The sequence below is a fragment of the Sphingobium sp. CR2-8 genome (assembly GCF_035818615.1).
GTDB lineage: Bacteria > Pseudomonadota > Alphaproteobacteria > Sphingomonadales > Sphingomonadaceae > Sphingobium.
This window is the reverse complement of the sequence record NZ_JAYKZY010000002.1, coordinates 27,039-39,249: the sequence shown is the minus strand read 5'-3', so window position 1 is coordinate 39,249 and position 12,211 is coordinate 27,039. Positions and strand designations below refer to the sequence as shown.

12 protein-coding genes, 1 tRNA gene and 1 pseudogene are annotated in these 12,211 nt (G+C 62.6%); 1 reads left to right on the top strand and 13 read right to left on the bottom strand.

What is annotated here, in order from left to right; genetic code table 11:
- Positions 1-256 precede the first annotated feature (256 nt).
- Positions 257-1,204: a LysR family transcriptional regulator gene (locus tag U5A82_RS04085; RefSeq protein ID WP_326288868.1), complete on the top strand. Its 948-nt coding sequence runs from the start codon at positions 257-259 to the stop codon at positions 1,202-1,204.
- Here U5A82_RS04085 and U5A82_RS04080 read toward each other — a convergent pair.
- The 13 genes and pseudogenes from U5A82_RS04080 to U5A82_RS04025 form a co-directional block, all read right to left on the bottom strand.
- Positions 1,140-1,376, bottom strand: coding sequence for a DUF2274 domain-containing protein (locus U5A82_RS04080; protein ID WP_326288866.1), 237 nt, complete (start codon positions 1,374-1,376; stop codon positions 1,140-1,142). The genes U5A82_RS04085 and U5A82_RS04080 overlap by 65 nt on opposite strands.
- Positions 1,376-2,596 carry a TraB/TrbI/VirB10 family type IV secretion system protein gene (locus tag U5A82_RS04075; RefSeq protein ID WP_326288864.1) on the bottom strand — a complete coding sequence of 407 codons (1,221 nt, stop codon included), beginning with the start codon at positions 2,594-2,596 and terminating at the stop codon, positions 1,376-1,378. Before U5A82_RS04075 ends, U5A82_RS04080 begins: the two co-directional genes overlap by 1 nt.
- Complete coding sequence (trbG, locus tag U5A82_RS04070; RefSeq protein ID WP_442802150.1) at positions 2,593-3,594, bottom strand: P-type conjugative transfer protein TrbG; 1,002 nt, start codon at positions 3,592-3,594, stop codon at positions 2,593-2,595. The genes U5A82_RS04075 and trbG overlap by 4 nt, the downstream gene beginning before the upstream one ends.
- Positions 3,591-4,274, bottom strand: a complete 684-nt coding sequence (gene trbF, locus U5A82_RS04065) for a conjugal transfer protein TrbF (RefSeq protein WP_326288860.1) — start codon at positions 4,272-4,274, stop codon at positions 3,591-3,593. Before trbF ends, trbG begins: the two co-directional genes overlap by 4 nt.
- Before the next feature lie 2 nt (positions 4,275-4,276).
- A pseudogene (gene trbL / locus U5A82_RS04060) lies at positions 4,277-5,556 on the bottom strand (P-type conjugative transfer protein TrbL).
- A complete protein-coding gene (gene trbK-alt / locus U5A82_RS21690; protein ID WP_442802199.1) occupies positions 5,549-5,761 on the bottom strand; it encodes a putative entry exclusion protein TrbK-alt in 213 nt (70 codons plus the stop codon). Before trbK-alt ends, trbL begins: the two are co-directional and overlap by 8 nt.
- A 73-nt stretch (positions 5,762-5,834) precedes the next feature.
- A complete protein-coding gene (gene trbJ / locus U5A82_RS04055; protein WP_326288858.1) occupies positions 5,835-6,536 on the bottom strand; it encodes a P-type conjugative transfer protein TrbJ in 702 nt (233 codons plus the stop codon).
- The gene (gene trbE, locus U5A82_RS04050) at positions 6,533-8,968 is read right to left on the bottom strand and encodes a conjugal transfer protein TrbE (RefSeq protein ID WP_326288856.1); all 2,436 of its coding nucleotides are present in this window, start codon (positions 8,966-8,968) and stop codon (positions 6,533-6,535) included. The genes trbJ and trbE overlap by 4 nt, the downstream gene beginning before the upstream one ends.
- Positions 8,965-9,234: a VirB3 family type IV secretion system protein gene (locus U5A82_RS04045; protein ID WP_326288854.1), complete on the bottom strand. Its 270-nt coding sequence runs from the start codon at positions 9,232-9,234 to the stop codon at positions 8,965-8,967. Before U5A82_RS04045 ends, trbE begins: the two co-directional genes overlap by 4 nt.
- Positions 9,234-9,566: a TrbC/VirB2 family type IV secretion system protein gene (locus U5A82_RS04040; RefSeq protein ID WP_442802149.1), complete on the bottom strand. Its 333-nt coding sequence runs from the start codon at positions 9,564-9,566 to the stop codon at positions 9,234-9,236. Before U5A82_RS04040 ends, U5A82_RS04045 begins: the two co-directional genes overlap by 1 nt.
- On the bottom strand, positions 9,566-10,531 hold the full coding sequence (gene trbB / locus U5A82_RS04035; protein ID WP_326288852.1) for a P-type conjugative transfer ATPase TrbB: 966 nt from the start codon (positions 10,529-10,531) through the stop codon (positions 9,566-9,568). Before trbB ends, U5A82_RS04040 begins: the two co-directional genes overlap by 1 nt.
- A gap of 184 nt (positions 10,532-10,715) precedes the next feature.
- Positions 10,716-11,408: a helix-turn-helix transcriptional regulator gene (locus tag U5A82_RS04030; RefSeq protein WP_326288850.1), complete on the bottom strand. Its 693-nt coding sequence runs from the start codon at positions 11,406-11,408 to the stop codon at positions 10,716-10,718.
- Positions 11,409-11,992: 584 nt separating this feature from the next.
- Positions 11,993-12,067: transfer RNA gene (locus U5A82_RS04025), tRNA-Gly, on the bottom strand.
- Between the last annotated feature and the right edge of the window lie 144 nt (positions 12,068-12,211).

Genomic DNA, 12,211 nt, shown 5'->3' with positions numbered 1-12,211 from the left:
TGCTGTGAGACATGAGTTGGGATCATGCGCCGCCGTCTTTAGCAAAGCCTGGACATACACGACAGCGACCCGGTCACGCCCGCTCTGCCGGCGGCATTGATCCAAATCTATCCCGACATTTCTGCAATCGCAAATTCTGCCATCTGTAGCACGTGCCGCGAGGGTTCGTTTTTCCCCCATTTCTGGGGATTTTCAGCATGAGTGAACCGCGAAACATTGGGTTTGTCTGAATAACCAATGCGGCAAGGGCTGGAGCATGATCGAAATCCGTCACCTCCATTATGTCATAGCGACGGCGGAGCTTGGGAGTTTTAGCCAGGCGGCCGAGTCGCTGCGCATCAAGCAATCTACCTTGAGCCAACGGATCCGCCATCTCGAGCAGCGGCTTGGCACCGACCTGTTCGAGCGCTCGACCCGCGGCGCCCGTCTGACACGCGCGGGAGACCATTTTATATCAGGCGCGCGCCAGCTTGTGGCTGATCTTGACAGCCTTCATCGCAACACCATCATCTTTGGACAAGGGCGCCGCGGTGCGCTGAAGCTGGGCCTTTCAGGCGCAGTGCCCAGTAGCGCGGTGCAGTCTCTCATGCTGGAATTCAGCAAACGCCATGTAGACATCCAGCTATCTGCTGCGGTCTGTGACAGACAGGCGCTTGTACGTGACTTCGAGCGCGGCCAACTCGACGCCATCATCGTTGCAGGCCATCTTGCCCCGCCGGGCGCCGCCTATCACGCTATTGGCAGCAGCCGGCTTTTTGCCGTCATGGTCCACGACAACCCCCTGGCATTGCGTGCGCCGCTCTTCTGGTCGGATTTGCGCGACCTTACCCTTCTACTTGCGGACAGCGCGCGCGGGGACGACCTGCTCTCCCAGATTGCGGGACGTCTTACCCTGGCCCAATCGCAGGCTGGTCTGGATCGCGCGGCGATCGTCCGTAGCCCGCTAAATTTGAATGGGCTGTACCAGCTGATCGATACAGGCTGTTTTACCATCGTGCAGGAGCGCGCGTTCGCTCGCTTGCCCCCGCATCTGGTCGTCTTGCCCATCCACGAGCCCCATGGCCATGCGCGCATCGATTTTGGCCTCTGCTGGCGCGAAGACGCTAGCAATCCTGCGCTGGCCCCTTTGCTTCGGACCATCATGACGGTTGCCGAGAAGCCTTACCGCTGCGATGCCTTGCAAAGGCGCGGTCCCCCGCCATGAACCGTTCCAACATAGGGCCGATGAGGCGTTCGGGTAAAACCTGCGCTTCACCCGTTTCAGTAGCCAACGCCGCAGCATAGCGCACAAGGTCGCGATGGACATTGGCAGGCAATTCCAGACTGATCTTGACGGGCTTGTCGTCCGCCAGCGATCCCAGGCGCAGCTTGGCCATCACCGATTGCCCAGAGGGGGAAGGACAAGGTCGCGCGTGATCATGACGCGCAGCGGATGGCCCGGCCGGATGGTCAAGGTCGGGGCTATCGCTACCTGACGCTGTATGATCTGTTGCCCGGCCTGATTGAAGCTGTCCTGCGACCCGCGGCGCAGCGCCCGGATGACGTCATTATCGCTATCGGCCGCCAACTCCGTGCCAAGGCCCAAAAGAGTAGAGATCATGGCAGCGCGTGCAACGCCACCCCAATGATTGTTTACGCTGTCCTGCAAACCGGAAAAGCCGCTAGCATCGGCAGCAGGTTGACGCTCGAGCATCATCGAGCGCCCGTCTGGCATGATGAGGCGCGTCCACGCCATCAGAAGCCGCGACTGACCGGCATCGATTTGCGAATCATAGTCCCCGATCAACCTGGCGCCTTGCGGAATGAGCAGGATGCGTCCCGTCGGGCTGTCATAGACATTCTGCGTGACCTGGGCGCTGGTCTGACCGGGCAGGTCGGATCTGATGCCCGTGATCAAGGCGGCGGGTATGATGCTGCCGGCCTGCAGGATGTTGGCGGACGCCACGGGTTCGACGGTAGATGAGCTGAGCGAGCGCGCGTCCATGGTGCCCGTCATGAAAGCACGTTTGGCCGCGCTACCCGATGCCGTCATTGCCGATGGGGCGGCAAGGTCCGGCCCGAACGCTGGCGCGGCGGTCGGCGACCCCGTGGCGACATGCTCCGGTGCGCCGCCCGTCGATTGGGCACCCCCCTGTCCTGTAAATAACTGGCTTGCCTGCGCAGCTTCCCGTTCCTGACGCGCCTTTTGCCGTGCTGCGACGGCCGGATCGATAGCCTGGCGATCGGATGGAAAGCTTTGCCCGGAAACTTGGTGGTCGTTGCCGCCCTGTTGTGCAGCAAGGATCGGCCGTCCCAGGTCGCCCGGCAATGGCGGTCCCAATTGCGGAACCTGGCTATAGTCCTTGGGCACTGATCCCAGCCCGTCGGCCTTTGCCCGGCCCTCGGTCGTGTAGACTTCCTGGCCGACCGGTTTCTCCGGCGGCTGTAGCGCATAGATGAGAGCGGCCCCGATGCTCAAACCTGCAAACACGCCCACCCCGGCCAATGTTTTGCGCGACAGGCGCATGACCGTCGGCGCATCGCCTCCCAACTTGAACGGGGCCGCAGACGACGGCGCGGGCGCGGGCGAACTATCCTGCTCGTTACGGTCGCTCATGGTCGGCTTCTCCTCCCGCTTGCGATCCGGGTCAGACGCACCCGCTGCGCCGTCTTCTTGTCCCCCATGCGTAACTCGGCGGCGCTGAAGAGCCGGTCGATGATGATGAAACGGTCCTGCACCCGATAATTGACGAGCTCGGCATTGCCGCCGTTCCCCAGGATGAAGACTGGCGGCATTTCGCCCTGCGCCACGCTTGCGGGAAACTCGACGAAGACCTGGCTGCCGTCGTCGAACGCGCGCAGTGGTCGCCAGCTCGGCTTGTCCCCATCGATCGCATAGCCGAAATCGAGCGAGGCAATGTTGATGCCCGCGGCGATCGGCGTCTTTACGGCGATAGCGGCGTTGCGCTGCCGCAGCGCTATCAATTCATCCTGAGGGTAGGACCAGGATACCGACGCCATATAGGTGGTCGGGGTGGCGCGCAGTTCGAGATGATAGGTCCGCCGATCGGTGTTGATCACCAGGTTGGTCAGGAGATCGGGCCGGGTCGGCTTTGCCAGGATGTGGACGCGTTGCGTCTCGCCCGCGCCGCTGAGCGTATCGCCGATAATCCATCGCACGGTATCACCCGCAGCGACGGGCCCCGCGCCGACAAGCGTTTCTCCGGGCTGAAGGGCGATGTCCGTCACCTGGCCGGGCGCCGTGTAGACCTGATAAAGAGCGCCTTCCACCCAGGGATATTGCTGCATGGCGTTGATGAAGCCATCGCGCGCGGGCTCTATGCGGGCTGCGGCATTGGCAGCGACGATCCGGGTTTTGGGATCGGCAAGCGCCGGGGCGGGAGCTATGGTGGGCACCGGCTTGAGTTGCCCCGGCAACGGCAGCGGCTTGGCAATAGTCACGATCTCGACCTGTTTCTCAGGTTCCGAGATGCGCACTGCAGGCGTCTGCGTTGCCCCATACAGGGCTGGGCGCGTCGCTGCGCAGGCCGTGGTCGTGTTTACTGAAATCAGCAAAACCGCAATTGCGGCCCCGGAACGATGAACGTGCATCATTGGGAAAGCTCCTTCGACCAGTTGATGGCGTTGACGAACAGGCCGAGCGGGTTCTTGCGCAGGGCATCGGGCGCGGAGGGTGGCTGGATCACGACCGTCACGATGGCCGACCACCGGCTTGTCTCAGCCAGTGCCCCATCCTGGTATCGCCGCTCGGTCCAGGACACGCGAAAGCTGCTGTCCGACGACCGGATCACGCTCGATATATCAACCGCAACCTGCCTCTTGCCGACAAGCGCGAACGGGTCATTCGCCCGCGCATAATCATTGAGGACCATGGCGCCGCGATCCGTGGTGAAGTCATAGGCGCGCAACCATGCCTGGCGCAGGACGATCGGATCGGCCGGGATGCTGCGAACCTGCTCGATGAAGCGCGCAAGATGGAAGGCGATCTGCGGATCGGTCGGACGGTATCCCGCATCGGCGGGGCCGACGGCCTGTGCTTCGCCGAACTTGTCCACCTGCACGACCCAGGGCACGATGGAGCCCCGCGCCGATTGCCAGATCAAGCCGGCGGCAAGACCACCGGACAGCATCAGCGTGCCGAAAAAGGCGAGACGCCAATTGCGCGCCTGGACGCGCGCCGAGCCGATGCGATCGTCCCAAGCCTGGGCAGCACGTTGGTAAGGCGTGACCGGCTCCGGGGCCTGGCCGTACCGGATGGATGGTCGTTTGAACATGGTCAGTCCCTTCCGCTCAGATCGATTGAAGCGCCGCCACCACTGCTGTCGCCGCCGCGCAATGTGTGGGCGGCGGTCGAAACCCCGTGGGCGATCGTCTGCCGCTGGCGCATTGCCGTCGCCCATTTTGGCGGGCCGGACGCAGCTTCAGCGCCACCACTGTTCGTCGATGCGCCCGATTTTCCGGCGTTGAAGCTTTGCTTCATTGCATCGGCAGCGCGGCGGAGTGGGGACGTGGCGGCAGAGCCGGCCGCTCTTCCCAACGCACCGATCCCGCCCGCGACGGCGTCTCCCCCGCTCTTGCCCGCTGCACCGGCGCTATAGGTGGCGCTGGTCGATCCGGCCGCACGGGCGGCGGCGCTCGATGCGCTCGCTACGCCCCCCCGACAGCGCCTGCCGCGAGCCGGGCACCTGCTGCCCCGCCGGCCAGGGTGGCGCCGGCTGCAATCGCCGTACCCGCCGCTGCGCCTGCACCAAGCTGCGGACCTCCGGTGACGATGCCATTGGCGATGCCGGGGCCGAATATGCCCAGACCAAGCAAGGCCAATGAGGCGAGCGCGATCGACATGGCCTGTTCCGCAGTCGGCGCTGTTCCACCCAGCGCATTGATGAACTGGTCGAACAGTCCCGTGCCGATGCCGGTGATGACGGCGAGAACCAGGATCTTGATGCCGCTTGATACGATATGGCCAAGCACCCGCTCCGCCATGAATGCCGTCCGCCCAAAAAAGGCGAATGGCAGCAGGACGAACCCGGCCAGCGTCACCAGCTTGAACTCGATCAACGTGATGAACAGCTGTACGGCAAGAATGAAGAAGGCGAGGATTACGATCATCCAGGCCAGCAGCAGCACAGCAATCTGGACGAAATTGGCGAAAAACGAGGTGAACCCCATCATCTCGGACGCGGACTTGAGCAGCGGTTCGCCTGCATCAAGCCCAACCGCCGCAACGCTACCCGGCTTCATGAACTCGGCGAGGCCGATGCTGGCTCCGCTGGCCTTAAGGCCGAGCCCGGCAAAGGACTGGAACAGGATTTGCGAGAGCGAGGAGAAGTTGCCGATGATGAAGGCGAAGAAGCCGATATAGAGCGTCTTCTTGACCAGGCGTTGCAGAACATCCTCGTCGGCACCCCATGCCCAAAACAGCCCGGCAAGCGTCACGTCGATTGCGATCAGCGTGGACGAGAGAAACCCGACTTCTCCGCCGAGCAGGCCAAAACCGGAATCGATATAGGCCGTGAAGGTCGCCAGGAACCCGTCGATGACGCCGACATCATTCATGTCCGGCACGCTCCTGCCGATGGGATCGGGCGCTGTTGCTATCCTCTGTACCAAAGAAGCGGCGTCGCTCGGCTTCCCAGGTCGCTGCGCAGGTTGGATCCTGTGCCTTAACGTGCCGACAGCGAACAAGAGCGGCCGCGCGATTCTCGATCGACAACGGAATCGGTGGTATCTGTTCAGGGGGCGTGCCCCGTCGCTGGTGCATGACCGTGAGCACTGCAACCGTCAGCATGCCACCGCCTGCGAGGCCCGCCAGCGCTAGGCGTCCGCTTCGCATCCTATTGGCCCGAACGCGCCATGAAGCGTTGGAATCGGATGCGGCCCTCCGCCTCCGCAGTGGCTGCGCGCGCCGCTTCGATCGTCTGGGCGCGGCCCTGCGCTGCGAGCATGGCGGTGATATCGGCCAGTTGCTGGGATTGGAGCGCGACAAGCTGGTTCCCGGCCTGGGCAGCCTGCAACGCGCCCGATGCCGACTGGCTGGCTGAAACAAGATCGTCCATCGAGGTCCGGGTGCCGTCGATGTTGCCGACCACCCCGGCCTGGACCTTCAGCGCATCCTCGAACGCATCGACGCTGGTGGACCAACGGTCCCGCGCACCGGCGACCAGATCGGCGTCAGAACTCGACAGCGCTATATTGCCATATTTGTTGGAAAAGGCCTGCTCGATCTGGGTCACGTCATAGGCCAGGCGCTGTGCTTGCCCCAGCAGCCGCTGGGTCTGCCGCACCTGCTGCTGGAGCGCCTGAAGGCTGCTGAACGGCAAACTGGCGAGGTTTTTCGTGTCGTTGAGAAGCGAGGCCGCCTCGTTCTGCAACGACCGGATCTGGTTGTTGATCTGCTGCAAGGCGCGCGCCGCCTGCACCACATTGGAGGCATAGTTGGTGGGGTCATAGACGACGAGTGCCTGTGCCGGTGTCATGGCCACCGCGAGCGCAGCGGCGCACAGGCCAAGCGGGCGAATGATGAAGCGCGATGTCATGAACTTTGCTCCTTTGGATGTTGCGCGGAAAGCAGGTCCGCCGCCCAGTCGTGACCGCATGCGCGCAACCAGGCCGCTGCGAACTCTTCGTCGCCCGGTTGGCTCAGTATCTGATCGATCCTGCGTTGGTCGGACTTGGAGGAAGCGGCGGTAAAGGCGAGCGCCACCTCCTTTAGCCCCAAATCCATCAGGCGATTGCCGCGGCGCGACTGGACATAATAATCGCGCTTTGGCGTTGCCCGCGCCAAAATCTCGATCTGCCGGGCATTGAGCCCGAACCGGGCATAGATCGCGCTGATCTGCGGTTCGGTCGCGCGCTCATTGGCCAGGAATATCCGGGTCAAGCAGCTTTCGATGATGGCTGGCGCAATGGCGCTGGTTTCGATGTCGGCCAGGCTCTGCGTCGCAAAGATCACGCTCGCATTCTTCTTGCGCAGCGTCTTGAGCCATTCGCGTAATTGCGCGGCAAAGGTCGGGCTGTCGAGCACCAGCCAGCCTTCGTCGATGATGACGAGGCTGGGCGATCCATCGAGCCTGTTCTCGATCCGGTGGAAAAGATAGGCCAGCACCGGAGCGGCTGCGGCCGAACCTACCAGTCCTTCGGTTTCGAATATCTGGACATGGGCATCGCCCAGTTGCTCTGCCTCGGCATCGAGCAAGCGACCCCAGGCGCCGCCCACGCAATAGGGCTGCAGCGCCTGTTTGAGGGCTTGGGACTGCAGCAGCACAGCAAGCCCCGTCAGCGTCCGTTCGTCGGGCCTCGCGCTGGCGAGCGATCGGAGCGCCGCCCACACATGGTCCTTGGCCTGGGGATCAAGCGTAATCCCCTCCGCCTCCAGGATCGAACCTACCCATTGCGCCGCCCATGTCTGTTCGGCCGGATCATCGATCCTTGCAAGAGGTTGGAGCGATACAGCCGCATTCTCGGCGTGAAGCCCGGTCCCCAGATCCTGCCAGTCACCGCCCATCGCCAGCGCTGCGGCGCGCATGCTGGCGCCAAAGTCGAAGGCGAAAATCTGCGCGCCGGGATAGCGGCGAAACTGCATCGCCATTAGGGCGAGCAGAACCGATTTGCCCGCGCCTGTCGGCCCCACCACCAGCGTGTGCCCGACGTCGCCAACATGCAGCGAGAAGCGGAAAGGCGTCGAGCCCTCGGTTTTGGCATGGAATAGCGGCGGACCATCGAGATGTGCATCGCCCGTGGGGCCTGACCAGACGGCCGACAACGGCATCATATGCGCCAGGTTGAGCGTGCTGATCGGTGGCTGCCGGACATTGGCGTAGACATGGCCCGGCAGCGACCCGAGCCATGCCTCCACAGCGTTGAGCCCTTCGGTCGTGCAGGTGAAATCCCGGCCCTGGATCACCTTCTCGACCAGACGAAGCTTCTCGGCGGCGATTGCAGGGTTTGTGTCCCATACCGTCACCGTGGCGGTCACATAGGCCTGGCCGATCATGTCCGAGCCCAGTTCCTGCAAGGCCAGATCGGCGTCTGCAGCCTTGTTCGATGCGTCCGTGTCCAGCAGGGCCGAGGCTTCGTTAGTCATCACCTCCTTGAGAATGGCCGCGACCGACTTGCGCTTGGCGAACCATTGCCGTCGGATCTTGCCCAGCAATCGGGTGGCATCGGCCTTGTCGAGCATGATCGCCCGCGTCGACCAGCGATAGGGAAAGGCCAGACGATTGAGTTCGTCGAGCAGTCCAGGATAGGTCGAGGTCGGAAAGCCGGTTACCGTCAGGCTGCGCAGATGGCTGTTGCCGAGGCGGGGTTCGAGGCCACCGACCAGTGGTTCGTCCGCCAGGAGCGCATCCAGGTGCATCGGCGTTTCGGGCACGCGCACGTTCTGACGCTTGGTCGAGATCGTCGAGTGAAGATAGGTGAGCGTCGCGCCATCGTCGAGCCAAGCGATTTCCGGCAGGAATCCTTCAAGCAGCTGGACGATCCGGTGTGAGCGGTCGATAAAACTAGCGAGCAGTTCGGCTCCGTTGGACGCCGTTGTCGAACGGCCCTCGTAGAGCCAGCGTTCGGCCCGGGCGCTGTCTTCCGCTGGCGGCATCCACAGCAGGGTGGCATAATAGGCGCTGTCATAATGCGCGCCTTCTTCATGGAATTGCTCGCGTCGCTCCCGGTCCAGCAGTCGCGAGGCCGGATCGGGAAAGACGTCGTCGGGATAGTCGTTCGCTGGCACCCGCTGCGCCTCGGTGAACAAGGCCCAGCCCGAGCCGAGCCGACGCAGGGCGCTATTCAGCCGCGCTGTCGTCGCCACCAATTCAGCGGGCGTCGCGGAATCGAGGTCCGGTCCCCGGAAACGGGCGGTGCGCTGGAACGAGCCGTCCTTGTTGAGGACGACGCCCGGCGCGACCAGAGCGGCCCAAGGCAGGAAATCGCTCAGGCTGCTCGCGGTCGAGCGATATTCGCGCAGCGACATCATGACCGTAGCCAGGTCGGATAGCGAACATGCCGCCGGGCCACATCTACGAAGTTCGGATCGTGGCGCGCGGCCCATACGCCCAGCACATGACCGATAGCCCAAAGCACGAGGCCGGCGATCCATAGGCGTAGCCCGAGGCCGACGGCGCCCGCGAGCGTCCCATTGACGATTGCCAGCGCGCGCGGCGCGCCGCCCAGAAGGATCGGCTCGGTGAGGGACCGATGGACCGGCACCTCAAAGCCTGGAACCTGTCCGACCCTATCCATCAGACGAGCGCTCCGCCGCCAAACGAGAAGAAGGAGAGGAAGAAGCTCGTTGCGGCAAACGCAATACTCAGACCGAATACGACCTGGATGAGCTTTCGAGCGCCGCCCGATGTATCACCAAATGCCAGGGTCAGGCCGGTTACCGTGATGATCATCACGGCGATTATCTTGGCGACCGGTCCTTCGATCGATTCCAGGATGGACTGGAGCGGCGCCTCCCAGGGCATCGACGATCCGGCCGCATAGGCCGGGATCACGGACGCCATAGCGAAGATGCCGGCAAGCGCCAGATGACTGGCACTCCGCCGGATTGGCACGACAGGCTGGATCATCAAACGTCTCCTTGGCTGGTTAGGAAATATTCGCCCCCGGGATCGAGGCCATCGACGCGGACCAGTTCGGCCAGACGGCGACCATGGCCGTCGCGCACAAGCACCGCGACGATGTCGATTGTCTCGGCGATCAGGGCACGAGGGACCGTGACGACGGCTTCCTGGATGAGCTGTTCCATTCGCCGCAGTGCGCCCATGCCTGATCCTGCATGGACGGTGCCGATCCCGCCCGGATGGCCCGTCCCCCATGCTTTTATGAGGTCGAGGGCTTCGGCCCCGCGCACCTCACCGATCGGAATGCGGTCGGGCCGCAGTCGTAGGGCAGACCGCACGAGATCGGACAGTGTGGCGACCCCATCCTTGGTCCGCATCGCGATCACATTCGGAGATGTGCACCGGAGCTCGCGCGTATCTTCGATCAGGACGATTCTGTCGGTCGTCTTGGCGACCTCGGCCAGAAGCGCGTTGGTAAGGGTCGTTTTGCCGGTCCCTGTGCCACCGGCCACCAGGATGTTCTGGCGCGTGGAAACAGCTTGCGCCAATATCTCGGCGTGGCGCGCAGACATGATATTGGCGGCGACATAATCCGCGAGCTTGAACACAGCGACGGCGGGCTTGCGAATGGCGAACGTCGGCGATTGGACGATGGGCGGGAGCAGCCCCTCGAACCGCTCGCCGCTATCGGGAAGTTCGGCCGACACGCGAGGCGCTCCGTCATGAACCTCCGCCCCGACATGATGCGCGACCAGACGGATGATGCGATCACCGTCGGCGGCCGACAGGCGGACCCCGGTATCGCTGAGGCCTTCGCCCAGCCGATCGATCCAGATATGCCCGTCGGGATTGAGCATGATCTCGATGACGCACGCATCGTCGAGCCAGCCAATGATGGCCGAACCAAGCGCCGTGCGGAGCATGCGCGAGCCGCGTGTCCGGGCGTCTGTACGGAGCGGGTATATGCTCATGAATCGACCCTGCCAATTGCCGGACCGTTGGCGGTCCAGCCCAGGGGATGATCAAGAAAGCCACATTGCCCCTACGCGCAACATCCAAATCGTTGCGGCGTAGGGTGGCGTAGAAAGACAGGGAAACGGCGGTTATGCGATACCGTTCGACGAGGGGACGGCGTTTCGTCCCCTCGTCCCGACGTTACCAATATCGATGTCGCTGGAAGATTTCGGAAAAGGAGATCAGGCCATCGAACAGCGCCCGGATCACGAGCGAGGTTCGCTTCCGTACACCATAGCGCTCGCGCGCGAACTTGAGATGCTGGATCACGGTTTCCTTCGAAATGCCCAAAATGTCGGCAATCTCGCCGTCGGTATTTCCGCGAGCAGCCCATAAAACGCAGTCGCGTTGACGTTCCGTGATCGCGGAATCCCCAGACAGGGTCGTGCGGCCCAGAAGGCGTTGTCCGCGTTCGAACGCGAGACCGCCAATGATTTGCGCCGTCCAGATCTGATCGCGAGGCAGCGGTTCGTTCGTTCGGGTGACAAATGTACAGGATCCGCTGACTTCGCCAGGGATGTGCGAGGGGACGGTAAATCCTTCACCCAGCCCATGGGCTTGCCCGGCAGCTAAAACGGCGCGGTCGGCAGGAGTCAGTGTTAGAAATCGTGGAATGGTGAGCCAGGCAAAGCCCAGATGGGTCCGGTGGCTGGCCCGTCGGATAGGATCGCGCGGCCCCAGGTCCCTTTCCACATAATAGGCAGCCCAGCCGCGTGGATAATTGTGGATTTGAAGAGGTTGCTGTTGTGGCACCCTCAGATCGATGTGCTCAGCCAGCGCGAAATAGTCGAAACCCATTTCCCGCGCGATCCTCGCCAGGAATTCGTAGAGCATGTGCATATCCGATGCCTCTGCTAACCCAGCGGCAAGGGCATCCAACCGTCGATAACGACCCATGATAGTAGCATAACCGACCGCAAGGGCGTTCCCAACCCGCAGGTCTCGCGATTCGCCTTCCTCCTTCTATGCGCTCCCCGTTCGTCCTCACAACGATCGGTGAAACGGGATGAGCGGACAGCTTATGGAATTTTCTAATTATGACAATTGCATGACGACCATGTTAAATTGCCAAACGTGCAGCCTGTATCTGGCAGCCCCCCTCCGGCCAGCGAACTCTGCCCTCTGTTTCCCAGACGCCGGTCCATGTGCATTAGGAAGAAGGGTGAGAGATAACACGGCTTAGCCGCAGATCGCCATGACTATGCCCGCCAATCTAAACCATCCGGCAGCCTCGACGGCCACATCGCTCGGTCAGCTTCTGCGGAAGCCAGATTTTCAGTGGCTCAACCTACGCCAGAACTACCCGCAAATACGCGCGCAGCATATTACGTCCTTATTACTTCAATCTTTTCAGAAGGCCGCGTAATATGAAAACTTGGCCCAGTCGCCCCAGAAACCATTGATTTTTCGATGATTTCTGGAGCGGGCGAAGGGATTCGAACCCTCGACCCCAACCTTGGCAAGGTTGTGCTCTACCCCTGAGCTACGCCCGCTCTGGCGGCCGGAGGATGTGTCCCTCTCGGCGGGTGGCGGGGAACTAGCAGCGCTTTTGCAAAGGGGCAAGGGAAGAATTGCACAAAAGTGAAATTCTCCCGTCTGGGCATAAAAACCCAAGATTTTCTGCGCTTTAGGTGCGG